A 23893-nucleotide genomic window follows, 5' to 3' on the forward strand; every position below is an offset into this window, starting at 1 on the left:
TTACTGTCCCGGACCGGCGGGTGAGGGAAATCGTCCCGCCGGTTTTCCGATCAGATCCTGGAGCAGCCCTGACCGGCGTAACTCAGAAGGTTTCCCAGTTATCGTTACCGGTGGCCAGCGCCGGACGGGGGGCAACAGCAGGGCTCTTCGGCGTGGCGGCGTCTCTTACAGGCGCACGGACGGGCGCAGGCGCTTCCTGCAGACGGAACGCTGCCACGGCCTGGGTCAGTTTGCCTGCCTGATCTTCCAGCGAGGCGGCTGCGGCGGTGGCTTCTTCCACCAGCGAGGCGTTCTGCTGGGTCACATTATCCATCTCGGTGACGGCCTGGCTGACCTGCTGGATCCCGCGGCTCTGCTCATCCGATGCTGCCGCGATCTCAGACATGATATCGGTCACGCGACGCACCGCTTCGACAATCTCACCCATGGTGTTACCGGCGGCACCGACCTGATGCGAGCCGTCATTGATCAGCGTCACCGACTCGGCGATCAGGGATTCAATCTCTTTAGCCGCCTGCGCACTGCGCTGAGCCAGATTCCGTACCTCGCTGGCCACAACCGCAAAGCCGCGGCCCTGTTCGCCAGCCCGCGCAGCTTCAACCGCCGCGTTCAGCGCCAGAATATTGGTCTGGAACGCGATGCTGTTGATGACGTTGGTGATCTCGGCAATCTTCTTCGAGCTGCCAGAAATGTTATTCATGGTTTTCACCACGCTGCCGACCAGTTCGCCCCCGCTGCGCGCTTTGCCGGAGGCATCGGCTGCCAGCTGGCTGGCGTGATGAGCATTCTCGGCGTTCTGTTTCACCGTCGCGGTCAGCTCTTCCATGCTGGCAGCGGTCTGCTCCAGCGCGGCGGCCTGCTGCTCGGTGCGTGACGAGAGGTCGGTGTTACCGGCAGAGATTTCGCTGGATCCCTGATAGATCGCCACCGCGCCTTCACGCACCGTGCCGACGGTGGTGACCAGTGCCTGCTGCATCAGCTGCAGGTTATAGATCAGCGTGCCGATCTCGCTGCGGCCATGCGGCAGCGGCGGGGAGGTCAGATCGCCCTGAGCAATCCGTTCGATACGCTGCACCGACTGGCGCAGCGGCGTGATGACTACGCGGCGCAGGAAGACAAAGGTCATCAGCACCAGCACCAGTGCGGCGGCAAAGGCCACCGCCATCGAGATAAAGCCGACCCGCGACTGATGATCCGCCTGAGCATTGATCGCCAGCGCCCGGTCAGTACGGATCTTGATTGCCTTCAGCAACACCGCGTTATAGTCATCATCCAGCTTGCGAGTCACATCGGTTTCGTGGGCGATAATACCCTCGAAGCTGCCCTCTTTACCGGCGTTGATCATCGGTATCAGGCCTTTGGTGATGTAATCGTTGAAGCGGGCCCTGAGGCTGGTGTCCAGTTCCGTGTCGGCGGGCGATTTTATCTCGCGCGCTTCATACACGGCGAACCCCTCTTTTGCCTGCTGAATGCGCTTTTCGGCCGCGGCGACATTGGCACGAAACTCATCCATTTCACCGATGCGTGCGGCGGCACCGGCCTGAATAATGGTCAGACGGGCGGTACGCAGATGATTCGAACTGTTTGAAAGACCCATACGAACCTGAATTTCGTTGGTCGCATCGTCGAGAGAGTGATTGCTTAAAATCAGGAAGTAACTGGCGACACCGATACAGAGTGCAAACAGCAGCAAAATGCCGCCGAAAATCAGGCTAAACAGCGGCACCAGACGGAGATTCTGCCAGAGACCCGCGCTTTTCTGTCCATCATTATCTACTGCAGTGTTCATATCCATGCTCTCATGAGGCTGATTGTTATAAAACTTAACATCGGCAACCGGAGCAGAAGACTTAACAGCCAGAGTGAGACGCAGATCGCAATTTCGCGCAATAAAAAACCGGCCATAAAGGCCGGTTCCTGTGCTGAGACAATCAGCGAATATTAACGTAAATACCCGAGGTCACATTATCCGTTAAACGCACCACATGATAAATAACCTGCTTATTATGGGTTTTGATTTTGCGTTTAATATTACCTTTATGTGACGATACCGTTTTGGCCTTAATTTGCATCTTGTCTGAAATCTGAATGGTGTCATGACCTGACATCCACATTTTCAGCATGTTTGACTCAGTCTGGCTCAGCGTCAACGGATGCACATCCATGCCCGAAGAGATGCGCGCAGACTGGTTAAGCTTCTTCTGCAAATAAGTACTGAGTAAGGAATCGAGAGTCGATGTCTTCATCGATTTTGACGTAATAATCAGGTTCTTACGAACGTAGAGATATTCCTCAAAATGGATATTGCTGATCGCCATGAAGATAAAAAACAGTGTATCCGGATGCTGTGTAATAATACTGCGAATACGCTCACTGGAGTCTGACTCATGAATGAAACAATCTTCATTAATAAAGACGACACCAGGATTTAATTGCTCACATTTTTGCTGTAGTTGCTCAATATCGGAGACAGACGAGATGTTCTTCTTCTTAACTCCTTTTAAAGACATGTAGTCTGTTAATCCCAGGCGTGTGTAGTTGCAGGAATCCATAATAATAGTTGGCATAATAGCGACCCTCACCAATTTGTTATCCGTTTAAATCAACGATGAATACGCGTTGCGGTACGAGAGAGATTTCTTAGGTACTTTTTTATTCTGCTCGTGCAGTTTGGCAACAGGCAAACGCCCATAAAAGTCTTCATCCCTGACCCGTTCTGCAAAAATTTTGTGCTGCCCTGACGTCACACATTCTCCGGCTTTGGCAGGGAGTGCCAGTGAAGTGCCGGAGGTTAAGTAAGACGCAATTTTTTGAGAGCCAAATCACTATCCCTGAAAACACGGAGTTTTCTGATAGGACAATTCTCAAAAGCATTTGTTTTACGAAAGTGTGACGCCTCAGCGTGCGATGACAATGCCGGAAAAAACATTTTTTAACAAGAAAAATCACTTAAAGTTTTTTCTCTATTAAATTCAGTGCTTTGCCAGATTTGTCCGCCAATTCACAGTCTGAGTGCTTCTGTGAACCACCCAACTAAAATACGCGAAGCCCGGTTTAATAAGAATTATTTTCAGACTCTGCGCACATTTATCAGAATTTCCTTAGTTGCATTCTGGAAAACATGGTTCGGAAAATGCACGGATGGTTTTGCGATACTTAAGTTTCATAACGTAAAGATAGTTAGAAACTTAATGTTCAGGGACGGGATAGTTCTGTCAGGAACAGGGCGAGTAAATCAAAGACTTCACCGAACAAATGCTCGCAGAACGGGGCGAGAAGGGGCATCAGCAAGCTGATGGTTAAAATTCCGACTGTTAAGGTAATCGGAAAGCCGATTGCGAAGATTGATAACTGTGGTGAAACACGGTTTAACAAACCTAGTACCAGATTTAGCATGAGTAACAAAACGATTAAGGGTAGCGCTAACATCATGCCATTAAGGAAAATTAATCCGCCCGATTTCACCAGCGCCATAAATGCGCTGGCATTAAGCGGGTGTCCACCAATCGGCAGCGTATGAAAACTGTCCGCCAGCAGCGAGATCAGCCACAGATGCCCGTTGAAGGTCAGGAACAGTAGCATCGCCAGCATGTCGAGAAAACGGGCCAGCACCGGCATATTAAGACGGCTGCCCGGATCGAAAAAGGTGGCAAACGAGAGGCCCATCTGCAGACCAATCACTTCCCCGGCACAGCGCACGGCCGCAAAGGCAAACTGCATGGTAAAGCCGAGTGCAATACCAATCAGCATCTGCTGAATGAGCAGCCAGAAGCCCGCCGGCGAAAACAGGGTGACATCAACGGCAGGTAACAGCGGCATCAGCAGCCAGGTAATCATCACCGCCAGACCGATTTTGACACGCTTGCTGACAGATCGTTCACTGAGAATCGGTGCGGTGGCGAACAATGCCATGATGCGCACCAGCGGCCAGAAGAACTGGCTGACCCAGTGAACCAGCTGACTGCTGTCGAGAGTAATCATCAGCCGATGATGTAAGGCAGGTTGGTGAAGACGGAGCGGATATAGTCCAGCAGCAGATTCAGCATCCACGGACCGGCAATGATACCGGTGGTAGCGACCGCCAGAATCTTGGGAATAAAGGATAAGGTCTGTTCGTTGACCTGGGTCGCCGCCTGGATCAGGCTGATCAGCAGTCCGCTGATCAGCGCGGCCAGCAGCAGCGGGGCGGCCAGCATCAGGGCGACGCGCATCGCTTCCTGTCCCATTACCATTACTGATTCAGGTGTCATGTGTTGCTCCGGTAAAAAAGGGGGATCAGGAGTAGAAGCTTTGCGCCAGTGAACCGACCAGCAGTTGCCAGCCATCGACCAGCACAAACAGCATCAGTTTAAACGGCAGCGATATGGTCGCAGGCGGAACCATCATCATCCCCAGCGCCATCAGCACGCTGGCGACCACCAGGTCGATGATCAGGAACGGGATAAACACGGTAAAGCCAATCTGGAAAGCGGTCTTGAGTTCGCTGGTGACATAGGCCGGCAGCAGAATGCGCATCGGCACGGCTTCCGGACCGGCAATCGGCGCGGTGTTGGCCAGACGGGCAAACAGGGCGAGATCCGCCTCACGGGTCTGGCGCAGCATAAAGTCACGCAGCGGCTGGGCGCCTTTCTCTATCGCCACGTCCATGCTGATCTTGTCCTGGCTGAACGGCAGATAGGCGTCCTGATAAATTTTGTCGAAGGTCGGCGCCATAATAAAGAAGGTCAGAAACAGCGACAGACCGAGCAGGACCTGGTTCGGCGGTGCCGAGGGGGTGCCCAGGGCGTTACGCAGTAAACCGAATACAATGATGATGCGGGTGAAGCTGGTCATCATCAGCAGCACCGCCGGAATAAAGGTCAGCGCGGTGATAAAAACCAGCGTCTGGACCGGCAGGGACCAGCTCTGACCGCCGCCAGGCAGCGAATGGCTCACCAGGCCCGGCAGCTGGGCATGGGCAGCCGGAGCCAGTAACAGCAGTGGCAGTAAGGGAAGCAGTCGACGCATCATTGGGGTTTTCCGGGACGTTTAACCAGGTTCTGTAACAACTGACGAAAATCCTGTGGCGCACGGTTGTCCGGCGTCACGGAGACCGGCTGGCCCGGTGGCAGCGTGTGCAGATGCGTGATCTGCTGCGCGGTGACGCCCAGCACCAGGCGGGCATCGGCCGTATCCACAATCACGACGCGCTCGCGCTGACCAACGGAGACGCTGGCGCTGAGCTTCAGCTCCTGGCTACTGACTTTCTTCGGCGCAAAGCCGGCACGACGTGCCAGCCAGGCGCAGGCCAGAATCAATAATATAATGACGGCTAAGACGCTGCTGACCTGCGCCAGCATGGAGCCGGTGGAGATCGCCTGTGCGTGCGGCGTGGCCGTCTGCAGCGTTTGATTCTGGCTGTTCATCGTTCAGTGACTCTTAGCGACTCAGGCGACGCATACGTTCAGACGGGGTGATGATGTCGGTGATGCGCACGCCATATTTGTCGTTCACCACCACCACTTCACCCTGCGCGATCAGGTAACCGTTGATCAGAATATCCAGCGGTTCACCCGCCAGGCCATCCAGTGACACTACCGACCCCTGCGTCAGACGCAGCAGCTCTTTAATGGTCATCTTGGTGCGGCCCAGCTCCACGGTGAGCTTCACCGGGATATCCATAATCAGGTCGATATCCTGCAGCGAGCCAGCGACGTTGCCGCTGTCGAATGATTTAAAGACGTCGTCGGTCTGCGGCGCGCTGCTGCTGCCGACCTGCTCATTCATCGCTTCAGCCCACAGATCGTCTGCAGAGATATCGTCAGACGGTTTATTACTGTCAGTCATGGGGCTGTTCCTCGTTCAGCGAATTCAAAATCGGGTTAATCAGGTGTTCGACACGGAGCGCGTACTGACCATTCATCGTGCCATATTGGCTGGTTAAGACCGGGACGCTATCGACATGGGCGATAATGCGTTCCGGCTTCTCAATCGGCAGCACGTCGCCAGGTTTCAGCTGCAGGATCCGTGACAGACGCAGTGAGGTTTCGGCAAAGTGTGCAATCAGTTCCAGCTCTGAGTGCTGCACCTGTTTGACCAGGTTGTCGCGCCAGTGGTTATCTTCCTGACGTGAGTTTTCGAGCGGTGGATTCACCAGCAGCTCGCGCAGCGGTTCAATCATTGAAAACGGGATGCAGATATTAAATTCACCCACCAGGTTTCCGATCTCCACCTGGAACGGCGTGTTGACCACGATGTCGTTCGGAGAGGTCGTGATGTTGGTGAACTTCACCTGCATCTCTGAACGTACATACTCGACGTCCAGCGGATAAATCGCTTTCCAGGCATCGCTGTAACCATCCAGCGCCAGCTTCAGCATGCGGCGGATGACGCGCTGCTCGGTATGGGTAAACTCACGGCCTTCGACTTTGGTCGGAAAGCGTCCGTCGCCACCAAACAGGTTATCGACAGCAATAAACACCAGGCTCGGTGAGAACACCACCAGCGCCGTGCCGCGCAGCGGCTTCAGGTGGATCAGGTTCAGGTTGGTCGGCACCGGCAGGTTGCGGGCAAACTCGTGATACGGCTGAATCTTGATCGCCCCGACGCTGATATCCGGGCTGCGGCGCAGCAGGTTAAACAGCGCCATACGGAAACTACGGGCAAAACGCTCGTTAATAATCTCCAGCGCCTGCAGACGCTCGCGCACCACGCGGCGCTGGGTATTCGGGTCGTAAGGACGAATATCGCCCTCCGGCCCGCTTTGTTTCTTTTCTTCTTCCGCGCTGCCACTGTCGCCGTTCAGAAGGGCGTCAATTTCAGCCTGGGAGAGAATACTATCGCCCATTGATTCACCTCAAAATGAAGGCAGTAAACAGCACATCGTTTACGACCTGCGGAGGTTGACCTTTTACCAGCGGTGGGGCCAGCGCCTGTTTGATTTGTTCAACAAGCGCCTGTTTTCCCTGCTCCGTCGCCAGCGCCGCAGCGCTCTGACGCGAGAGCAGCAGCAGCAGACGGCTGCGCACCTCAGGCAGATAATCATTCAGCCGACGACGGGTATCCTCATCGGCCAGACGCAGGGTAAAGCCTACGTAGAGCACGCGGTCAGGATCGTTGTCGGGATTGACCAGGTTAACCGTAAATGTATCAAGTGCAAAAAAGACCGGAGCGGGAGGCGGTTCAACTTTCGCCACCTCAGGCTTATCGCCCTCGTGTTTGTTCATCATTCGCCAGACTGCATAGCCTGCCACGCTGCAAGCGGCCAGCGTCACAATGAGCAACACCGGTATTAAGAGTTTACGTTTGCGGCCTTTTGCTTTTGCGTTTTCAGACATGGTTGCAGTTACTTCCTGTGAATTATGGGCAAGCCTCTCGGCTCACGGGACAGATTATCCCGCGTCTTAAGTCAAACCAATGGGAAGAAAAGACGCGGGTTTTACGCTTACCTTCAGCGTTTGTCGCTGTCAGGCAAAAGTGTCGACGGCGCTGTTGCCGCTGACGCGAGCCTGAAGGGCGGCGGGGACGGCAATCGGCGTGATGTCGGTGTCACTGTCCTGGGAGAGGGAGAAGCGGCCATGCTGTCCATCGCGAGGCGCCTCCTGATGCTGGAAGCTCTGGCCCTGCGCGGAACTGTCACTGCTCACCTGACTCTCGCCCAGGTTGATGCCGCTCTCTGCCAGCGCGCTGCGCAGCTGCGGTATCGCGGCTTCCAGCGCCGATCGGACATGGCTGTGGCTGGAAACCAGACTAATTTGTGCCTGGTCGTTATCCAGTTTCAGGCTGATCTGGATAGCGCCAAGGTCTTCCGGATGCAGACGCAACTCCGCATTCTGCTGGCCGTTACGGCTGAACATCACAATCTGCTGACTCAGCGCCTGCTGCCACTCATCGCTGCCCAGCTGCGCATTCAGCATCGGCGTGGCCGGCGTGCTGGTGGTCGCAGAGGCGGTCACCGGGGCCGGCAGGCTGCTGGCGCTGGTCACCGGGGTCGCAGTGAGCGTGTTATCGCTGCTGCTGGCTTTCACCGCCGCCGGGTCATCCTGCTTCACAAGCGTGTTCAGCGCCTGCTGGAAACTGGCGTCCGGCGTCAGGCCCGTGCCGGTTGCGCTTTTCGGCGCGGCTGAACTCTGGCTGACTGCGCTGCCGATCGCAGCGGCATCCGCGTTGGTGCCTTTAGCGTCATGCTTCTCCTCTTTGCCCGCGGACGCGGTCGTCTGTGCACTGTTCAGCAGTTGCATCAGCGGGTTCTGTGCTTTGCGGTCGCCGCCAGCCTGAGCTATCAGCTCGCCTGCCTCACCGCTGACCGGGGCTGGCGTCGCGGCAGGGGCGGTGGTCGCGCCCGGTAACATGGCGAACAGCGCCTGCACATTCTGCAGCTCGCTGGCGCTCAGGGGGGCCATGTCCGGCTTGTCTTTATCATCGGCTGATTTTGTATCAGCTTTAATATTTTCCGGTTTAAACAGACCGCTTAACGCAGCCGGATTCTCCAGCGCCGCCATCAGCCCGTTCAGGGGGCTTTTCGCGCGTGCATCGTCGGCCTTTTCTGCTTTGGCATCAGCCGATTGCAGCGTTTTCCCAGGCTGTTTAGCCAGGCCCAGCAGCTGGTTGCCGAGCGCGGTCAGAAAGTCCTGCGACTGGGCATCATTGCCCGCCGCGGCCTCCGCCGAAACCGAGGGTTCTGCGTCGGTTTTCACCGTCGCTTTTGTGGCAATGTGTGGCAGCGTAATCATTCGCCTCTCCTCAATGCGGCCCGTTGGGCAAATTCGTCCATCCGTTTCTGGTCGAGACGGTTTTCCTGTCGTAATGCGTTTTCTGCTGCCCGCGTAATCAGGGTCTGATAGGCGTTCAGCCGCTGCTGCTTGTCGCGCCAGTTGATCAGCGCCTGCTCCAGCCGCTGGTTCCAGTGATTAAGCTGGTTACGGTGCTGCTCAATCGCTTTTTCCAGCGTCTGAATAAACTGGTGATAGTTGGTCCAGCGGGTGCTGGCGATACCCGATGACATGTCATCGTTGAGTTTGTTGCGATATTCGTCCTGATAGTCGAGCAGCATTGTCAGCTGCTCGTTAGCGGCATGCTGGCCGCGACGCATATCGCCTAAGTAGATGGCGGCGCGTTCGAGATCCTGCTCCGCTAGATCACGCAGCGTGTCGATGGCATTTGCAGTTTTCATTGCCGTTACCTCGCGTTAAAGGGTGTCACTGACCAAACAGCGCATGCAGATGCAGGGTGGCGTCGTCGTAATCGCTGCGCTCAAAAATCCCCTGCTGCAGGAAGGCTTCCATCTGCGGATAGAGTTTGATGGCTTTATCGAGCATCGGGTCGCTCCCGGCGGCGTAGGCGCCGACGCTGACCAGATCCCGGTTACGCTGGAAGCTGGAGAGTAGCTGCTTGAACTGGCGCACCTGCGCATAGTGGTTCTCATCGATCAGATGCGTCATCGCACGGCTGATCGAGGCTTCGATATCGATGGCCGGGTAGTGACCCGCTTCGCCCAGCCGGCGCGACAGCACAATGTGGCCGTCGAGAATGGCGCGCGCGGAGTCGGCGATAGGATCCTGCTGATCGTCGCCCTCGGTCAGAACGGTATAGAAGGCGGTAATCGATCCGCCGCCGTCGATGCCGTTACCGGCGCGCTCAACCAGCGCAGGCAGTTTGGCGAATACGGAAGGCGGATAGCCTTTGGTGGCAGGCGGCTCACCGATCGCCAGTGCAATCTCACGCTGCGCCATGGCGTAGCGGGTGAGAGAGTCCATGATCAGCAGCACATGCTTGCCGCGATCGCGGAAATCTTCGGCGATGCGCGTGGCGTAGGCGGCACCCTGCATACGCAGCAGCGGTGACACGTCGGCCGGGGCGGCGATAACCACCGAACGGGCGCGGCCTTCGGCACCCAGGATATTCTCGATAAAATCTTTGACCTCGCGGCCACGTTCACCGATCAGACCGACCACGATGACGTCCGCTTTGGTATAGCGCGCCATCATGCCCAGCAGCACGCTTTTACCTACGCCCGATCCGGCGAACAGGCCCATACGCTGGCCGCGGCCGACCGTCAGCAGCGCATTGATCGCCCGCACGCCGGTATCCAGCACGTCGGTAATCGGCGTACGCTGTAAGGGGTTGAACGGCGGCGTAATCAGCGGCGCACGATAGCCGGTATCCGGCGAGGGCAGACCATCCAGCGGCCGGCCACTGCCGTCGAGCACACGGCCCAGCAGCTCCGGCCCCAGCATCAGCTGCTTGCCTGCCTGCGGGTTATCGCCGTTCTGACGCGCATAGACCCGCGCGCCCGGTAAAATCCCGTCCACCTCTTCCAGGGGCATCATCAGCAGTTTCTGCCCGTTGAATCCCACCACTTCGCTTTCGATTTCGCTGATGGCTTTGCCATCGTTGCGCTCGATGATGCAGGTCGCACCCAGCGGCAGCTGCAGACCGGTTGCCTCAAGCACCAGACCGGTGGCGCGGGTCAGGCGGCCATAACGGCGTACCGGTTGCACCTGGGCAATGCGTTTCTCAAAGGCGTCGAGCGATCCCAGCCAGCGGTTCAGACGGGTGGTCATTAAATTTCTCCTGGTGCCGCAAGGCGGCAGAGTTCCTGCCAGCGCGTGGCGACGCTGGCATCCAGGTCACCATCTTCTGCGCTGAGTTTGCAGCCGCCGGGATGGAGGGTGCTGTCGGCGATCAGACGCCAGCCGTGCAGATCCAGCGTCGGGCCCAGGGTCTGCTCGATGCGCTGTAAGTCATCCGGGTGAACACGCAGCTGCGGTTTGCCGCTGAACATCGGTTCCTGCTGCAGTAAACCCTGAATCTGGCGCAGCAGGGCGGTGCCATCGACGGCGGTCGCCTGGCCGATAACGGAGCGCGCCGCTTCCAGCGCCAGCTGCATCAGACGGGCGGCGATTACGCTGTCCAGGGATTCCAGGGTGTTCTGGAATTCCGTGACCAGCTGCTGCATCCGCGCCTGAAGCGGCGCCTGCTGCTGCTGGGCATCCACCAGACCCTGCTGAAAACCGGCGTCGTAGCCCGCTTTCTGACCTTCGGTCATGCCCTGCTGATAGCCGTCGTTATAGCCCTGGCCCTGCGCCTCTTTACGCATCTGCTGCTGCAGGCGTTCGAGCTGCAGTTGCTGCTCATCCACGCCCTCATCAGACTCGGTAAACTCAGGTTCCGGCTCAGCTTCAGGCTCATCGAAACGGCCTAAATCCGTGGGCTGCCACAGCTGCCAGGGACGGGCAGAAAATGCATCAGACATACGTTTCCTCGCCACCACCAATTACCATCTCGCCAGATTCGGCCAGGCGGCGAACCACCAGCAGGATCGCTTTCTGTTCGTTTTCCACCGCAGACATACGCACCGGACCCCGGTTGGCCAGATCGTCGCGCAGGATATCGGCTGCACGGGCTGACATGTTCTTGAGGAACTTCTCGCGCAGCGGCTGTTCGGCACCTTTCAGCGCGACCAGCAGCTGCTCGGACTCCACTTCCTGCAACAGACGCTGGATGCTGCGGTCGTCCACTTCCACCAGGTTCTCGAACAGGAACATCTCGTCGATAATTTTCTGCGCCAGTTCGCCGTCGAAGTCGCGAACCGCTTCGATAACGGCCTCTTCCTGCTGCGTTTTCATCAGGTTGATGATCTCGGCTGCGGTTCTCACGCCGCCCATTTTCGCGCGCTTGAGGTTGGTGCCATCCAGCAGGCCATTCAGCACTTCGGTCAGCTCGGCCAGCGCCGCTGGCTGTACACCGCCGAAGGTGGCGATACGCAGCATCACGTCGTGACGCAGACGCTCGTCGAACAGCGCCACGATGTCGGCCGCCTGCGCACGCTTCAGGTGCACCAGGATGGTGGCGATGATCTGCGGATGCTCGTCGCGAATCAGATCGGCAGCCGCCTGCGGCTCCATAAAGTTGAGCGTTTCCATGCCGCTGGTGGTGTCGCGGGTTTCGAGGATGTCCTCCAGCAGGCTGGAGGCGCGCTCTTCGCCCAGCGCACGGGTCAGCACCGAACGCAGATATTCGTTGGAGTTCAGGCTCAGCGCCGCGAACTGCTCGGCATCCGATTCGAACTCACGCAGGACCTCGGTCAGCTGCTTGTGCGACACCTGACGCATGTTGGCCATCGCGCCGCTCAGGTGCTGCACCTCACGCTGGTTCAGGTGTTTGAAGACTTCCGCCGCGCGCTCTTCACCAATGGTCATCATCAGGATGGCGCTTTTTTCAGTTCCGGTCAGACTCATAGCTCTTTACTCATCCATTCACGAATGACCAGCGCTACCACACGCGGATCGTTTTCTGACATGTCGCGGATGCGTTGACTCATCACTTCTGCGCTCATGCGGTTATTAGACTTACGTTCCTGATCCAGCTCATCTTTGCTGAGCTGCACGTTAAAGGCTTCCTCTTCCGGCTGTTCGGCAGCACGGGCGGCCATCGCTTCTGCTGCGGCTTTTTCTGCGGCCTGCTTGCGTACCAGATGCGGACGCACCAGCTTGCGGTAGAGAATGAAGGCGACCAGGGCAACCAGCAGCCACTTACCGGCATCCATCAGCTGTTCAAAGAACGACTGCTGTTGCCAGAAGGGCAGGTCGACGCTCATCGGCTCGGTGGTGTTGAACTGCGAATTCACCACGTTGATGCTGTCGCCACGGTTCTGGGAGAAGCCCATCGCTTCACGGGTCAGATCTTCAATCTGCTTCAGCTGCTGTTCGTTCAGCGCAACGGCCTTGCCTTTGTCATCCGCACGGTAGTTGACCACCACCGCGACCGACAGACGCTGTACGTCGCCGACGTTGACTTTAGTGTGACGGATGGTGCGGTCCAGCTCGTAGTTCACCGTGTCGTCGCGACGTGAGTTCGTCGGCGTCGCGCTGGCGGCGGTGCTGGTGGTCTGGGTGGCGTTGTTCTGACCGTTCGCGTTCTGGCCATTGGCCGCGTTGTTGTTCGGCGTCGTTACCGGCGCGGTATTGGCTGGCGCAGGCTGATTAGAGAGCGCACCTGGCACGCCGCCCGGATACGGGGAGCCTGACTGGTCGCTGGTGCTGGTCTGACGCGAACGGATAGCGGTGTTCGACGGGTTAGCGTTAGGCTGATATTTTTCATCCGTCTGTTCGCTGGTGTCGAAGTTGATCTGCGCGGTGACCTGCGCATGGACGTTGCCCTGGCCGACAATCGGATTCAGGATCGCTTCGATACGTTGCTGATAGCGCGCTTCCACTTCAGCGGCATATTTCAGCTGCGCGTCATTGAGATCGCGACCGGCGGCATCGGAGCGGGTCAGCAGGCGACCGGCCTGATCGACGACGGTGACGTTGCCTGGCGGTAAACCCGCAACACTGCTCGACACCATGTGTGCGATCGCCTGAATCTGGCCTTCATCCAGCGCGCGTCCAGGCTGCAGGGTTAAGGTGACAGAGGCGGAAGGGGCCTTCTGCTCGCGGACAAACAGAGTCGGTTTTGGCATCGCCAGATGAACACGCGCGGTTTTAACCGGGCCGAGTGATTCGATGGTGCGGGCCAGTTCGCCTTCCAGCGCTCGCTGGTAGTTCACCTGCTCGCTGAACTGGCTGATGCCAAACTTCTCTTTATCCAGCAGCTCAAAGCCCACCGAGCCGCCTTTGGGCAGACCCTGCTGAGCCAGACGCAGACGCAGCTCATGCACGTTCGCTTCCGGCACCATCAGCGCGCCGCCGTTTTCGGCGAAGCGGTAAGGGATGTTCATCTGCGTCAGCTGAGTGACGATGGCACCGCCATCCTCATCTGAGAGGTTGTTATAGAGGACGCTGTAGCTGGGCTGCTTAGCCCACAGCACCATCGCGATCACGATCGCTATCACTGCAGCAGCGGCAACGATTAAGGGGATACGCGGATTTGCGCGCAGGCGAGCGAGCAGGTCACCGAAGCCTTTCTTATCTTGTTCTGTTGTGGCGGCTGTGCTCGCATTCATGACCGATTCCTGCCTGACGTAATTGACCGGGTAAGTTGAGATGGCAAAACAGACTCCCTGACCTGCGTAGATAAAATTTCCACTTCAATGCCAGGCATTATTAGGTGATAAGCAAAATTCGATGGCTGGATAAGGTAGGTTTTTTGCTGTCATTTAGCGGCTTTGTCTCATTGACAACGTGCTAACTTTTGAGCACACAAAAAATACTCCCCCTTTAAAAGGTATCGTTTATGTCCATTCAGGCAATCGACGGCGTGCTGCAGCAGCTGCAGGCGACCTCACTGCAGGCCAGCAACCGCAGCAGTGAAGCCACCCATCAGATCGATTTCGGCGCCACCATGAAAGCGGCGCTGGATAAGATTAGTGAGACCCAGACCACCGCCCGCACCCAGGCGCAGGATTTTGAGATGGGGAAACCCGGCATTGCCCTGAATGATGTGATGGTCGATCTGCAGAAATCTTCGATCTCGATGCAGATGGGGATTCAGGTCAGGAACAAGCTGGTGTCAGCGTACAGCGAAATCATGAATATGCAGGTGTAGGTTGCCTGAGCGCGCTGAATAATCACACAGCGCCACGCCTTCAGCGTTCTGACGCGGTGGCAGGCAGGTCCGCCAGTGATAAGGTGACCGCGCCCGGCTATACTTCTGTTTACTTCAGCGCGTGGCAGATAAAAGGGTCTTCCGTCTGCCGCGCCATTCCGCTTTCCGTGAACAGCAGGACGCTCACCTATGTTTAAGAAACTCACCCTTATCGCCTGTTTAACCGCGCTCTCTTCTTCGGCCCTGGCCTCCACGCAGTGCGGACCATTCACCCTTAAACCGGACAGCAGCGGCTGGTTCTCCGTCAATGGGGAGCGCGCAAAGACGCAGAAGGTCACGTTTGCAAAACAGAAGGGCGATTACGATAACGCGACGATTAAGCTGCGGGTCAAAAACAGCCGGGCACCGGGGATGGTGGATATGGAGCAGACGACACGGAATGGCAAAGGGATGTTAAGAGCCGAAATCGTCCGTACCAGCCAGAGTCAGATCCGTATACGGGGCGCGTATGATTGCGAACAGGTGAAGTAAATTCGCTGAGGAGAACAACGGGTCATCGCAGCCTGGAAACCGGGGGATGCCTCAGGTGAAAAGGGGAAAACGCCGACAGGCTTCGGCGCCGCCTGAATCCTGCAATCCGCGCGCCCGTCGGGCGCGCCATTGGCCTTAGCTGGCTTTAAAGGGATCCTTTTTATCATCCTGGCTGTCGTCGTTTTTACGCGGCACTTCGCCATGATCTTTCGGCGCATCCGTCGCGGGATGATCGTCCTCTTCATACATATTTCCTGCGTGCGGGGCTGCTTCCGGCAGGCTCTTGCTGACATCACCTTCTTTATTACGTTCTTCGTTCGAATTGTGCTTAAACATGCGTCGCTCCTTTTTTTAGTCTCTTAAGTCTAGACCAGCCTGAGCGTCTTATCCGCGCTGAGTTGAGGATGACTTTCAGCAGCAGAGTCGCTGCGAGTGACGTATCCGTTCCGGATTTTGTGCAATGGCCATTCAATGCAAAAGCCAGACAGCGTCGTAAGCAGATTCAGGCTGGCGATCACTGTCAGGCAGTCCCATGTCGATAAATAAATTCGATTGAAATGATTAAATAAAAGCATATAGTGACCAGCGTTACCAGGAGGTGGATACAATGTTAAGAGACTATTTAAAAATTGAAGCTGACGATCAGCTGATTGAGCAACGCTCGCTGAGCCTGAAGAATCGGGGGCAGGAAGAGGTCACGGAATGGATTATCGTCAATGGGCAGGGGATGAAGACCGGTGGCGTGACCCTGTTTGATAAACTCAGTACCCGCCGCTCGTGGCCGGTCAGTTACCGTATCATGCAGACCGACCTGCAGGGTAACGTGGTGGTCGATCAGCTCACCGACGCCCTGTAACCCCGCAGGCTCCCGCCGGGACCTGGTCTGCGCCAGGTTTTACGCCTGGCGATAGCGGCGCAGTTCGACCAGCGTGCCGATCAGTTTCAGGCTGTCGCGGCTGGAATGCAGATCGGGAAAGTTAATGTTGACCGGGGCGAGTTCAAACTGCACGACACCATCCTGCGGGCCGCGCTGACGCCAGGTGCGCAGCAGGGGAGTCTGCTGCTGCAGGGCCAGCACGCAGTCGCCGGGCTGAGGTGACTGCGTGGGATCGATAATCACCACATCATTCTGCAGGATTGCGGGCGCCATCGCCTGCTCCTCCACGCGCACAGCAAAGCTCTGCTGCGCAAGCGCCATGTCGTTGTGCATCAGCCACTCACACTTTACAGCCTCCGCATCCGCCAGCCACTGCGTTAGGTTCCGCTGACTCACCAGCGGGATCTGGTGCAGGCCACCCCACGCGCTTTCGCTGAAAACAGGGCCATCCCCATCTATCAGAAACGAGGGCGCGCAGCCCAGCGCTTCGGCGAGCCGCAGCAGGTTCTCGCCGCGCGGCAGCGTCTCCTCTTTTTCCCATTGTGAAACAGCGACATGGGACACGTTTACCTGCTGAGCCAGCTGTTTCTGCGTTAACTGCAATGCCTTACGGCGGAGTCGGATGCGGTCACCCAGGGTTCTGTTTTTCATTGGCTTGACTTTTTGATGAAGTGTGGCTTAAGTATACTTAAGTCGGTAATTTAAGCAATCTTAAATTCCTGGCAGGGATCGTGTCTGATAAGCACGCAGTAAGTTCCAGAGACCTTACCGGATTAAGGGGTGTGGCATGGAAAGTAGTCTGATTACCAGTATGGGTGCGTTAGTTCTGGGTGGGGGGGCAGCAGCACTGTTCTGGAAACCGTTACTGGCAGGGATTGCCTCAATCGTGACCAGTAATCGTGCAGGCGGCGAAATTATTACCAGTTACAAAGAGCAGGTGGTGTTGCTGAAAGAGAGTAATCAACTGATGCGGGAGGAGAACGACGAGCTGCGTGAACGTCATGACAGGAATCTGCGGCGGATTGCGACACTCGAAACCGATCTTCGGTTAATCAAGAACGCGGTAGGGATATTACTGGCCATGACCGAAACCGATCACAACGACAAATTCCGTATCGAGATTGATCGGCTTATCTCAACTCTGGAGGATCGCAGTGATGACAACGATTAATGGTAGTCACTCTCCGATGTCATACCGGCGCAAAGTCATTCTGGGCTGTATTCTGCTGAGCTGCTCAATGATCTGCATCCTGATGACAATTATTTTTCTCTATGTCAGCAACACCGCAAATAAGCGGGTGGAGGAGATCCGGGCAGATTACCGGGTGATCGCCGCGCGACGGGATGACCGCGTCGATCTGCTGACGACGCAGGTGGCGGCGCTGCAGCATAAACTGGATGCCATTCCTGACCGCACCGCGGACAAGACGGTCATCAAAGTCAAAGAGGTGGTGGTGGATGGGGAACTGCCGCCGGTCAAAGCGAACGCAAAACCGTAACTTCCGATTATTCTTAGTGCGGCTTCGCTATTATCGACTACATTTAAATCTCACGGCGACATTTTATCTCTTAATGTGCGCTGGTTGATTGGCCGGTTGATGAACCGCTAAGCCTAATCACTTTGGATAACTGACCAGAAGGAAATTCAGCATGAGCGATTCAACTGAAACCAAGACCAAAACTGAATATCTGCGTGACGTGACCTCTCAGCTTAAAGAGATGCGCCACTACGCGCAGACCAACACCGAAACCCTTTCCAGCCATTGGTTAGCGTTTGATGCCGGTGAGTACAAAGACAAAACCAACGCCGACCGAATCGATGCGTTGCTGAATAAGCAGGGAAAACTGCTGGAAGATCTGGATGCCGCGATTCAGGACATCGAGATTGAAATCAATCACAGTGAGCAGGAGAGCTAAGTTTTCTCCCGCTGACTGATGCGGTGGCCGTTAAGGGATTAATCGGCCACCAGCCACATTTCCGCTTCGTCGAACATCTCTTCAACAATCCGCGCCACTGTCGCTTTATCATTCTTACTTAAATCAGTATCAATCGCGTTACGCTCCATCGGCTTAACCCTGACTTCAAGATCAGGAAACACCCGATGCACCCGCTTTTCCAGCTCCTCACGAATCATCTCGCGGGCACCCGGTAAACCGGCAACGTTGCGCTTGTCATAAATCAGTTCAACAAACATGATGGCAATCCATTCTGAGCAAAATCGCTGACCTATGATACTGTAAATAAAAACAGTAGCAAGGCGGTGCAGCCGATTTCGGGCAAAATTTTCGGGGGAAACGGGGCGTCATCTTCGACTGGCAAAACAGGCGCACCTCACGACATAATGGCGGCTTACTTTTCAGGAGGTGCGCGATGCGACAACTGGTGATTGATATTCTGCTCAAGCTGGCAAAAATGGACGTCGATGCAAAGGAGCTGACTGCGCAGCTGGAGGCTCAGTCCCTGCTGGTTGCCGCGCTGCTGGTACAGGCGAAGCAGGACAACTCACTGACCATTACGGAAACGGTGCAGGATGCGATTATCACCGCTTCACAGTCCTCGTCTGAGTTTATGCAGTCCGACGTTGACCTGTTGCTGACGCACATCAATCGTCTGCTGGCCGTGGCCAGTTATGTGGAAGTAAAGGGCAGAATTGCGGAAGAGAGAGAGTAACAGCAGGTTCACGCGCGTCCTGCGTTACCACAGGGTGCCGTTGTTTCAGGGCCAGTGAAAACCAGAGTTTGCCTGCAAAATCCGTTCAGGAGGCCCGTCGCACCCGCATGATGGTCGTGGTGCGACGGCCCGAAAGCCATCACCTGGCTTTCCGGTACAGCGCCGATCAGAGTTCGTTTTTAATGCAGAACTCTTCCCAGCTCATCCCCAGCGATTCCGCGTGAGATTTGAGGTAGGTCTCGATCGCTTCCGCCGCCACCGCTTTATCCGGCTCGGCGAGCTGAATAGAGAAGATCATCCCATCCAGATTCTTCTGCCGTAAAAAAGCGGCATAGATGCGCTCTGCATGCCATGCACGCAGCTCGCGCAGCGACAGATTGGCCGCACGCGCATCGCGCTCTGTTAATTCATCAAGCGCAGCCTGAAAGTCGGGATGCGCGGTAAAGAACATCTCGCGCGCCTGGGCATAGTAGGCTTCTGGCGTTTTCATACTCATATTCCTGAAAAAGTGGTGCAGCGCGTCAGTGTAGCGGATGGTGTTTCGCTTGTCAGGCGCGACAGGCCCGGTGTTGGTTTACTTCTGCCGCCAGAGGCTGCTGGCCGTCGCGGGCATCCGGTGTGCGCTGCCGGGGAAATGCGGTTTTTATTGCCCCTTCGTCTGATACCAGACACCAGATACCTTGCGCAACGCGGTGGAAAAATTATAACGTAGCCGCCATTGACGCGATCTTAGGGATTAAACATGAAAAAGTGGATGCTGATTGCTGTGCTGGCATTGGGTGGCTGTGCGCAGATTAACGATTATGAAAATGCGGTGCAGACGCCAGCGCCAGCGGAACTGCAGGGGAACTGGCAGACCGTCGGTCCGCAGAGCAACCTCATCAGCGACCAGGCTATCGGCAGTTTGCTGATAACTGCGGAGGGCACCACGCTGGATTGTCGTCAGTGGCAGCGGGTGATTGCGAAGCCGGGTAAACTGACCCGACTGAACGGGGATTATGTCAACGTCACGCGTCAGGTGCGGGTAATGCCGCTAAACGTGGATAACGGCGAGCTGAAGTATGACGGGCTGACCCTGCGTAAAGTGGCGCGTCCAACCGTTGAGTGTCAGCAGGCGATGAAGGAAGTAGCGAAACAGCCCAAAGCGGCGGTGATCCAGAACATCGAGCCGCAGCTGCTGCGGACGGCGATCACCGAACACAACGCCGGTTAAGCCCACCCGCCTGAAATGCATCGCCCCGACGGACAGATGGCGTCCTTTACGCCTCTGCCCGCCGGGGCGGTGCTGTTTTCACGGCTTAAGTTATTCTGCTAACACCCAGACGCTGACGCTGCCTCCGTTGCAGGCAAAGACCGCAGTGCCGTGCTCGTCGGCGGTAATGGTCTCTTCCCGGTTACCCAGATGATCGCGCCAGACCTTGCCGGCAAAGCCTTCGCCCATTGGCACACTCTTCTCGCCCGCATCGCCGTTCGACATGATGACCACACAGCCCGGCTGCGTTTCGGTGCCGCTGCGGCTGAACGCCACGCAGTTCGGATGATCAAAATAGTCGGTCTGGACACCCCAGCCATACTGCTGACGGGCGCGGATTAACCCTTCCAGCTCCGGGATCACCGGCATTTCGATTTTGTGCTTCTCGCCGTCGCCGCCTTCATCTTCATAGGTCGCTCCGAACAGATCCGGATAGAAGATGGTCGGCACGCCCTGTTCGCGCAGCAGAATCAGCGCATAGGCCAGCGGTTTAAACCAGGCCTCCACCGGCGCTTCCAGTGACTGCAGCGGCTGCGTATCGTGGTTGGCTACGATGGTCACCGCGTGCCACGGATCGGCCACGACCAGGGAGTTCGCGAAGATCTGGCTCATGTCGTAGGCGCTGCCGGCCGTAGAGGCCTGATGGAAGTTCATGTGCAGGGGAGCATCAAACAGCATGGTTTTGCCCTCCACCTGATGCACATACTCCTGCAGTTTTTCGGTTTCAAACGACCAGTATTCCGCCACGATAAACATCGGCTCCTGAGCGGCTTCCTGGATATGGTCGATCCACTCTTTATAGAACCAGGCGGGAATATGTTTGACTGCATCCAGGCGGAAGCCGGTGCAGGGCACCTGTTCCATCACCCAGCGCGCCCAGTATTTCAGCTCTTCCCGGACCGCGTTATTCCGGAAATCGATATTGGCACCCATCAGATAGTCGAAGTTGCCCAGCTCGTTATCGACCTGATCGTTCCAGCCTTCGGCAGTGTAGTCGTTGATGACTTTGAAGACGCCGTTTTCGTCCGGATTTTCGATGTGGTCTACGCCGCTGAAGCATTTGTGATCCCAGACGAATTTCGAATACTTTCCTTCACGCGCCGGAAAGGTGAATTTGGTCCAGGCCTCACACTCTACGACCTCGTCATAGATTTCATCACGGTTGTCCGGATTGACGCGGTTGACGCTGATCGCCTCTTTCTCATCGGCGCCCATTTTGTGGTTCAGCACCACGTCCAGCAGCACCCCAACGTTATGGCTGCGCAGCGCCTCTGTTGCCGCCAGTAACTGCTGTTTATCACCATATTTGGTGGCAACGCCGCCTTTCTGATCGAATTCACCCAGGTCAAAAAGGTCATAGGTGTCGTAACCGACAGAATAGCCTCCTGAATCCCCTTTATAGCTCGGAGGGAGCCACGCCATCGTAATGCCAATTTCACTGAGCCAGGCTGCACGTTCGGCGACTTCAGGCCACAGTTTGCTGCCATCCGGGTAATACCAATGGAAAAACTGTAATAACGTCGGGTTTTGCATTTACCACACTCCAGGGGATGATGAAAATTAAGTATGGAGTAAGCGGCAGAAAAGAGACGCCGCGCAGAAAAATAAATCTGGCGGCGTGAAAAGCAGGGTATCAGGAGAGGGTTTCGCGCGGCACCATGACGACGCCGCCTTGCTTACCATAGGCCGAGAGGACCGATTTCTGGCGGCTGTTCTGACTTACTAACGAGGCCAGCTCGTCCATCCGCGCCTGCAGCAGGCGTTTCACTTCGCTTTCATTATCCAGAATGCGGCGCAGCACGGGGCGTAACTGCTCCTGGGCCTGCGGGGAGGGCGAAACCGTCTCTGTCGAGTGCGCTAAATTCTGCACCGCGCTGACATATTCCGTCTCCCTGTTGATTAATTCATCCCATTCGCCCTGTGCCGCATGACGCAGCATCCCCTGGCTAAGATCGAGTAACTGTTGGTAAGCGGCAAGCAGATGCGGTGCAGTTGTCATTAAACGGCGTCCTGAACAGAGTTAGGTTGAACCACTTCTTTCCACGCGTCTGCGATGTTGCGGAGAAGGCCTTCGACCTCCTCAACCGCAGCAACATCATTGTGCAGGTTGGCCTGCAACAGGCGACGCGTCATGTAGTTGTAAAGATCCAGCAGGTTATCTGCCAGTTCATCCCCACGGCTTTCAGCCAGACCCTCTTTCAGGCCCGCTTCGATGATATTGATGGCTTTGGAAAGAGATTTGCCTTTGCCTTCAATATTGCCATCCTGCATAAACAGGCGTGCGCGGATTAACGCGCTCAGCGCGCCGTCGAACAGCATGACAACCAGCTGCTGCTGGCTGGCGCTCATGACGGCGCTTTCGACGCCAATTTTTGCATAGGCCTGGGTGCCTGTAGCGGTGTACATGGTCACTCCTATGATTTGTTAGAGGAACTTGACGTATCGAACTGCTGCGTCAGATAGGTGCTGGTCGAGTTAAGCTTACTGATTGCCATATCCAGCTGGGTAAACTGCGTCTTATAACGGGCGATATCCGCATCGATGCGATCGCTGGTGGTGTTATAAAGCGCCGTTAAGTTATTCAGGGTTTTACTGACACCATCGGTGGCAGACTGAACGATCCCTTTTGATGAGAGCCATTCGGTCAGTTTGGTGTCCATTTTTGCGGTGATGCCGGTTTTGCCGTCACCCACAATCATCTCTTTCACGCCCGCCGCATCTTTATCCAGGGCGGCACTGAGCTTGGTTGAATCCAGTTTCAGTGAGCCGGTCGTCGGATCGGTGGTCACGCCAATCTGGCCCAGTGATTTATATTCAGACGAGCTCTGCGCATTGGTCAGCAGGCTTTTCAGCTGGGTCTGAATGGTGCGGAGCGTGCTGTCACCGAGCAGCGCACCGTTACTGCTGTCCTGCGAATCGGTGTTGGTGTCGACCTTGGTGTACTTGGTCAGCGTATTAAACTGATCCAGCAGGGTGTTGTAGGCGTCGACCCAGGTGCTGATCGCGCTGGACGCTTTTGAGGTGTCTTTGGTGATCGTCAGTGTCTGATCGCCCACCGTCTGCGCAGTCAGGTTCAGCGTAATGCCTTCCAGCGCATCGCTGATCTGGTTGCTGCTGTTCTCGATGGCGATGTTATTCACGGTCAGTTTGGCGTTCTGCGCCGCGACGCTCTGCGTCATCGGATTGCTGCTGGCGCTGGCGTCAAAGCCGACAATCCCCTGCAGGGTGCTGTCGCCAGTGACGGCGATGCTTGCTACTGCATTGTCGCTGCCGGTCTTGTTGGCACTCATGGAGAGACGGAAGCTGCCATCCGAGACCTTGATAATCGTGGCGGTCACGCCAGCGTTAGCACCGTTGATCGCATCGCGCATGCCGGTCAGCGACGTCTGGTCGTTACTCAGCGTGACGCTTTTGCTGGTGCCATCTTTCAGGGTGATAGCGATGCTGCGGCTGCTCACGGAGCTGTCGCCCAGTGCAGCGGTGTTGCTGCTCTGCACTGCCGAGGTCAGCACCTGCGCCTGCGCCAGCTGCGTCACGTTAATCGAATATTTACCCGCTACGGTGCTGCCAGAGGTCGTGGCGCTGAACGCGCTTGAGCTGCTGGTCGCGGTGGTGGCGGTAAACAGATCGGCACTGTTCAGCTTGCTGTTGGCGGTCTGAAAGGTAGTCAGTGCGCTTTTCAGCGTGGAGTAAGCACTGAGCTTGGCGGTGTAAGCCGACTGCTGTGTTGAGATAGGTTTCAGCGCCGCTTTTTCCGCGGTTTGCAGACTGTCCAGCATCGTACTGAGCGGCAGGCCGGAACCGACCCCGAGATTACTAATACTAGCCATGTTTATTCCTTTATAAGGTCGACAGGGAAATTGATACCGGGGTTATCGGCCTTGATTAAGGAAAGTTTAAGGTTATTTGCCTTAGGGTAATGGGATAAATAAGCACTATAGAGAAGGGCAATTCAGCGGCTAGAAAATTAATGAATTAAGTCTAAAGAAGTGGGAACCGGTGGCGATAACTTACAACGTGACAGGCAGAAGCAGAAAAGTTCGCCTGGTACTAAAAAAATTCTAAAGGTTGTTTGACGGCAGACGATAACAACTTT

31 protein-coding genes are annotated in these 23893 nt (G+C 56.2%); 8 read left to right on the plus strand and 23 right to left on the minus strand.

All coding sequences use genetic code 11. From position 1 onward, the window contains the following. Positions 1-82: 82 nt before the first annotated feature. The 15 genes from J1C59_RS07560 to fliF form a co-directional block, all read right to left on the minus strand. Positions 83-1789: a methyl-accepting chemotaxis protein gene (locus J1C59_RS07560; protein WP_128084358.1), complete on the minus strand. Its 1707-nt coding sequence runs from the start codon at positions 1787-1789 to the stop codon at positions 83-85. 142 nt (positions 1790-1931) lie between these two features. After that, positions 1932-2567, minus strand: a complete 636-nt coding sequence (gene rcsA, locus J1C59_RS07565; protein WP_009089542.1) for a transcriptional regulator RcsA — start codon at positions 2565-2567, stop codon at positions 1932-1934. 628 nt (positions 2568-3195) lie between these two features. Then, a complete protein-coding gene (fliR, locus tag J1C59_RS07570; RefSeq protein ID WP_128084357.1) occupies positions 3196-3981 on the minus strand; it encodes a flagellar biosynthetic protein FliR in 786 nt (261 codons plus the stop codon). After that, complete coding sequence (gene fliQ / locus J1C59_RS07575; RefSeq protein WP_128084356.1) at positions 3981-4250, minus strand: flagellar biosynthesis protein FliQ; 270 nt, start codon at positions 4248-4250, stop codon at positions 3981-3983. Before fliQ ends, fliR begins: the two co-directional genes overlap by 1 nt. A gap of 25 nt (positions 4251-4275) precedes the next feature. Next, positions 4276-5007 (minus strand): flagellar type III secretion system pore protein FliP, encoded by a 732-nt coding sequence (gene fliP / locus J1C59_RS07580; protein WP_128084380.1) that lies wholly within the window; start codon positions 5005-5007, stop codon positions 4276-4278. Next, positions 5007-5405, minus strand: a complete 399-nt coding sequence (fliO, locus tag J1C59_RS07585; RefSeq protein WP_128084355.1) for a flagellar biosynthetic protein FliO — start codon at positions 5403-5405, stop codon at positions 5007-5009. Before fliO ends, fliP begins: the two co-directional genes overlap by 1 nt. A 13-nt stretch (positions 5406-5418) precedes the next feature. Beyond that, entirely contained in the window at positions 5419-5826 is a 408-nt protein-coding gene (fliN, locus tag J1C59_RS07590; protein WP_003854471.1) for a flagellar motor switch protein FliN, read from the minus strand. Then, positions 5819-6826, minus strand: a complete 1008-nt coding sequence (gene fliM / locus J1C59_RS07595; RefSeq protein WP_128084354.1) for a flagellar motor switch protein FliM — start codon at positions 6824-6826, stop codon at positions 5819-5821. Before fliM ends, fliN begins: the two co-directional genes overlap by 8 nt. Before the next feature lie 4 nt (positions 6827-6830). Beyond that, complete coding sequence (gene fliL / locus J1C59_RS07600; protein ID WP_111139993.1) at positions 6831-7316, minus strand: flagellar basal body-associated protein FliL; 486 nt, start codon at positions 7314-7316, stop codon at positions 6831-6833. Between the two features lie 129 nt (positions 7317-7445). Continuing rightward, on the minus strand, positions 7446-8711 hold the full coding sequence (locus J1C59_RS07605) for a flagellar hook-length control protein FliK (RefSeq protein ID WP_128084353.1): 1266 nt from the start codon (positions 8709-8711) through the stop codon (positions 7446-7448). Then, a complete protein-coding gene (gene fliJ, locus J1C59_RS07610; protein WP_128084352.1) occupies positions 8708-9151 on the minus strand; it encodes a flagellar export protein FliJ in 444 nt (147 codons plus the stop codon). The genes J1C59_RS07605 and fliJ overlap by 4 nt, the downstream gene beginning before the upstream one ends. A 25-nt stretch (positions 9152-9176) precedes the next feature. Next, positions 9177-10541: a flagellar protein export ATPase FliI gene (gene fliI, locus J1C59_RS07615; protein ID WP_140916955.1), complete on the minus strand. Its 1365-nt coding sequence runs from the start codon at positions 10539-10541 to the stop codon at positions 9177-9179. Beyond that, positions 10541-11233 (minus strand): flagellar assembly protein FliH, encoded by a 693-nt coding sequence (fliH, locus tag J1C59_RS07620; RefSeq protein WP_128084351.1) that lies wholly within the window; start codon positions 11231-11233, stop codon positions 10541-10543. Before fliH ends, fliI begins: the two co-directional genes overlap by 1 nt. Next, entirely contained in the window at positions 11226-12218 is a 993-nt protein-coding gene (gene fliG / locus J1C59_RS07625; RefSeq protein WP_128084350.1) for a flagellar motor switch protein FliG, read from the minus strand. Before fliG ends, fliH begins: the two co-directional genes overlap by 8 nt. Then, positions 12215-13924: a flagellar basal-body MS-ring/collar protein FliF gene (fliF, locus tag J1C59_RS07630; RefSeq protein ID WP_128084349.1), complete on the minus strand. Its 1710-nt coding sequence runs from the start codon at positions 13922-13924 to the stop codon at positions 12215-12217. Before fliF ends, fliG begins: the two co-directional genes overlap by 4 nt. Positions 13925-14154: 230 nt before the next feature. On the opposite strand from fliF, the gene fliE reads away from it, so the two are divergent. Then, on the plus strand, positions 14155-14466 hold the full coding sequence (fliE, locus tag J1C59_RS07635; RefSeq protein ID WP_111139987.1) for a flagellar hook-basal body complex protein FliE: 312 nt from the start codon (positions 14155-14157) through the stop codon (positions 14464-14466). Positions 14467-14655: 189 nt separating this feature from the next. Next, on the plus strand, positions 14656-14997 hold the full coding sequence (locus J1C59_RS07640; RefSeq protein ID WP_128084348.1) for a hypothetical protein: 342 nt from the start codon (positions 14656-14658) through the stop codon (positions 14995-14997). A gap of 135 nt (positions 14998-15132) precedes the next feature. Here J1C59_RS07640 and J1C59_RS07645 read toward each other — a convergent pair whose 3' ends face one another. After that, the gene (locus J1C59_RS07645) at positions 15133-15333 is read right to left on the minus strand and encodes a hypothetical protein (protein ID WP_111139975.1); all 201 of its coding nucleotides are present in this window, start codon (positions 15331-15333) and stop codon (positions 15133-15135) included. 271 nt (positions 15334-15604) lie between these two features. Between J1C59_RS07645 and J1C59_RS07650 the strand changes: the two genes are divergently transcribed. Beyond that, the gene (locus tag J1C59_RS07650; protein ID WP_128084347.1) at positions 15605-15853 is read left to right on the plus strand and encodes a hypothetical protein; all 249 of its coding nucleotides are present in this window, start codon (positions 15605-15607) and stop codon (positions 15851-15853) included. 39 nt (positions 15854-15892) lie between these two features. On the opposite strand, the gene J1C59_RS07655 is transcribed toward J1C59_RS07650, so the two are convergent. Beyond that, entirely contained in the window at positions 15893-16525 is a 633-nt protein-coding gene (locus J1C59_RS07655; RefSeq protein WP_140916956.1) for a helix-turn-helix domain-containing protein, read from the minus strand. 136 nt (positions 16526-16661) lie between these two features. Between J1C59_RS07655 and J1C59_RS07660 the strand changes: the two genes are divergently transcribed. The 3 genes from J1C59_RS07660 (at position 16662) to J1C59_RS07670 (ending at position 17791) form a co-directional block, all read left to right on the plus strand. Beyond that, positions 16662-17045, plus strand: coding sequence for a hypothetical protein (locus J1C59_RS07660; protein WP_111139972.1), 384 nt, complete (start codon positions 16662-16664; stop codon positions 17043-17045). Beyond that, the gene (locus tag J1C59_RS07665) at positions 17032-17373 is read left to right on the plus strand and encodes a hypothetical protein (protein ID WP_128084346.1); all 342 of its coding nucleotides are present in this window, start codon (positions 17032-17034) and stop codon (positions 17371-17373) included. The genes J1C59_RS07660 and J1C59_RS07665 overlap by 14 nt, the downstream gene beginning before the upstream one ends. A 151-nt stretch (positions 17374-17524) precedes the next feature. After that, a complete protein-coding gene (locus J1C59_RS07670) occupies positions 17525-17791 on the plus strand; it encodes a hypothetical protein (RefSeq protein WP_111139970.1) in 267 nt (88 codons plus the stop codon). A 38-nt stretch (positions 17792-17829) separates the two neighbouring features. Here J1C59_RS07670 and J1C59_RS07675 read toward each other — a convergent pair whose 3' ends face one another. After that, a complete protein-coding gene (locus J1C59_RS07675; protein ID WP_111139969.1) occupies positions 17830-18069 on the minus strand; it encodes a DinI-like family protein in 240 nt (79 codons plus the stop codon). 176 nt (positions 18070-18245) lie between these two features. On the opposite strand from J1C59_RS07675, the gene iraP reads away from it, so the two are divergent. Further along, positions 18246-18545, plus strand: coding sequence for an anti-adapter protein IraP (iraP, locus tag J1C59_RS07680; RefSeq protein ID WP_128084345.1), 300 nt, complete (start codon positions 18246-18248; stop codon positions 18543-18545). Positions 18546-18711: 166 nt separating this feature from the next. Here the strand turns inward: iraP and J1C59_RS07685 are convergent, their stop codons facing one another. Next, positions 18712-19035: a DUF6388 family protein gene (locus tag J1C59_RS07685; protein ID WP_128084344.1), complete on the minus strand. Its 324-nt coding sequence runs from the start codon at positions 19033-19035 to the stop codon at positions 18712-18714. A 252-nt stretch (positions 19036-19287) separates the two neighbouring features. Here J1C59_RS07685 and yedD point away from each other — a divergent pair, with 252 nt between their 5' ends. Further along, positions 19288-19758 carry a lipoprotein YedD gene (gene yedD / locus J1C59_RS07690; protein ID WP_128084343.1) on the plus strand — a complete coding sequence of 157 codons (471 nt, stop codon included), beginning with the start codon at positions 19288-19290 and terminating at the stop codon, positions 19756-19758. Between the two features lie 90 nt (positions 19759-19848). Here yedD and amyA read toward each other — a convergent pair whose 3' ends face one another. The 4 genes from amyA to fliD all read right to left on the minus strand — a co-directional run bounded on the left by amyA (position 19849) and on the right by fliD (position 23627). Then, positions 19849-21330 (minus strand): alpha-amylase, encoded by a 1482-nt coding sequence (gene amyA, locus J1C59_RS07695; RefSeq protein ID WP_128084342.1) that lies wholly within the window; start codon positions 21328-21330, stop codon positions 19849-19851. Positions 21331-21430: 100 nt separating this feature from the next. Continuing rightward, complete coding sequence (gene fliT / locus J1C59_RS07700; protein WP_128084341.1) at positions 21431-21796, minus strand: flagella biosynthesis regulatory protein FliT; 366 nt, start codon at positions 21794-21796, stop codon at positions 21431-21433. Continuing rightward, on the minus strand, positions 21796-22203 hold the full coding sequence (fliS, locus tag J1C59_RS07705) for a flagellar export chaperone FliS (protein ID WP_128084340.1): 408 nt from the start codon (positions 22201-22203) through the stop codon (positions 21796-21798). Before fliS ends, fliT begins: the two co-directional genes overlap by 1 nt. An 8-nt stretch (positions 22204-22211) precedes the next feature. Continuing rightward, the gene (gene fliD / locus J1C59_RS07710; protein ID WP_128084339.1) at positions 22212-23627 is read right to left on the minus strand and encodes a flagellar filament capping protein FliD; all 1416 of its coding nucleotides are present in this window, start codon (positions 23625-23627) and stop codon (positions 22212-22214) included. Positions 23628-23893: the final 266 nt, after the last annotated feature.

Source organism: Pantoea deleyi (assembly GCF_022647325.1).
Taxonomy (GTDB): Bacteria; Pseudomonadota; Gammaproteobacteria; order Enterobacterales; family Enterobacteriaceae; genus Pantoea; species Pantoea deleyi.

Bases quoted from the DNA above. Each gene is read 5' to 3' on its own strand.
- J1C59_RS07560 (WP_128084358.1), bottom strand. From the start codon at position 1,789: ATGAACACTGCAGTAGATAATGATGGACAGAAAAGCGCGGGTCTCTGG.
- rcsA (WP_009089542.1), bottom strand. From the start codon at position 2,567: ATGCCAACTATTATTATGGATTCCTGCAACTACACACGCCTGGGATTA.
- fliR (WP_128084357.1), bottom strand. From the start codon at position 3,981: ATGATTACTCTCGACAGCAGTCAGCTGGTTCACTGGGTCAGCCAGTTC.
- fliQ (WP_128084356.1), bottom strand. From the start codon at position 4,250: ATGACACCTGAATCAGTAATGGTAATGGGACAGGAAGCGATGCGCGTC.
- fliP (WP_128084380.1), bottom strand. From the start codon at position 5,007: ATGCGTCGACTGCTTCCCTTACTGCCACTGCTGTTACTGGCTCCGGCT.
- fliO (WP_128084355.1), bottom strand. From the start codon at position 5,405: ATGAACAGCCAGAATCAAACGCTGCAGACGGCCACGCCGCACGCACAG.
- fliN (WP_003854471.1), bottom strand. From the start codon at position 5,826: ATGACTGACAGTAATAAACCGTCTGACGATATCTCTGCAGACGATCTG.
- fliM (WP_128084354.1), bottom strand. From the start codon at position 6,826: ATGGGCGATAGTATTCTCTCCCAGGCTGAAATTGACGCCCTTCTGAAC.
- fliL (WP_111139993.1), bottom strand. From the start codon at position 7,316: ATGTCTGAAAACGCAAAAGCAAAAGGCCGCAAACGTAAACTCTTAATA.
- J1C59_RS07605 (WP_128084353.1), bottom strand. From the start codon at position 8,711: ATGATTACGCTGCCACACATTGCCACAAAAGCGACGGTGAAAACCGAC.
- fliJ (WP_128084352.1), bottom strand. From the start codon at position 9,151: ATGAAAACTGCAAATGCCATCGACACGCTGCGTGATCTAGCGGAGCAG.
- fliI (WP_140916955.1), bottom strand. From the start codon at position 10,541: ATGACCACCCGTCTGAACCGCTGGCTGGGATCGCTCGACGCCTTTGAG.
- fliH (WP_128084351.1), bottom strand. From the start codon at position 11,233: ATGTCTGATGCATTTTCTGCCCGTCCCTGGCAGCTGTGGCAGCCCACG.
- fliG (WP_128084350.1), bottom strand. From the start codon at position 12,218: ATGAGTCTGACCGGAACTGAAAAAAGCGCCATCCTGATGATGACCATT.
- fliF (WP_128084349.1), bottom strand. From the start codon at position 13,924: ATGAATGCGAGCACAGCCGCCACAACAGAACAAGATAAGAAAGGCTTC.
- fliE (WP_111139987.1), top strand. From the start codon at position 14,155: ATGTCCATTCAGGCAATCGACGGCGTGCTGCAGCAGCTGCAGGCGACC.
- J1C59_RS07640 (WP_128084348.1), top strand. From the start codon at position 14,656: ATGTTTAAGAAACTCACCCTTATCGCCTGTTTAACCGCGCTCTCTTCT.
- J1C59_RS07645 (WP_111139975.1), bottom strand. From the start codon at position 15,333: ATGTTTAAGCACAATTCGAACGAAGAACGTAATAAAGAAGGTGATGTC.
- J1C59_RS07650 (WP_128084347.1), top strand. From the start codon at position 15,605: ATGTTAAGAGACTATTTAAAAATTGAAGCTGACGATCAGCTGATTGAG.
- J1C59_RS07655 (WP_140916956.1), bottom strand. From the start codon at position 16,525: ATGAAAAACAGAACCCTGGGTGACCGCATCCGACTCCGCCGTAAGGCA.
- J1C59_RS07660 (WP_111139972.1), top strand. From the start codon at position 16,662: ATGGAAAGTAGTCTGATTACCAGTATGGGTGCGTTAGTTCTGGGTGGG.
- J1C59_RS07665 (WP_128084346.1), top strand. From the start codon at position 17,032: ATGACAACGATTAATGGTAGTCACTCTCCGATGTCATACCGGCGCAAA.
- J1C59_RS07670 (WP_111139970.1), top strand. From the start codon at position 17,525: ATGAGCGATTCAACTGAAACCAAGACCAAAACTGAATATCTGCGTGAC.
- J1C59_RS07675 (WP_111139969.1), bottom strand. From the start codon at position 18,069: ATGTTTGTTGAACTGATTTATGACAAGCGCAACGTTGCCGGTTTACCG.
- iraP (WP_128084345.1), top strand. From the start codon at position 18,246: ATGCGACAACTGGTGATTGATATTCTGCTCAAGCTGGCAAAAATGGAC.
- J1C59_RS07685 (WP_128084344.1), bottom strand. From the start codon at position 19,035: ATGAAAACGCCAGAAGCCTACTATGCCCAGGCGCGCGAGATGTTCTTT.
- yedD (WP_128084343.1), top strand. From the start codon at position 19,288: ATGAAAAAGTGGATGCTGATTGCTGTGCTGGCATTGGGTGGCTGTGCG.
- amyA (WP_128084342.1), bottom strand. From the start codon at position 21,330: ATGCAAAACCCGACGTTATTACAGTTTTTCCATTGGTATTACCCGGAT.
- fliT (WP_128084341.1), bottom strand. From the start codon at position 21,796: ATGACAACTGCACCGCATCTGCTTGCCGCTTACCAACAGTTACTCGAT.
- fliS (WP_128084340.1), bottom strand. From the start codon at position 22,203: ATGTACACCGCTACAGGCACCCAGGCCTATGCAAAAATTGGCGTCGAA.
- fliD (WP_128084339.1), bottom strand. From the start codon at position 23,627: ATGGCTAGTATTAGTAATCTCGGGGTCGGTTCCGGCCTGCCGCTCAGT.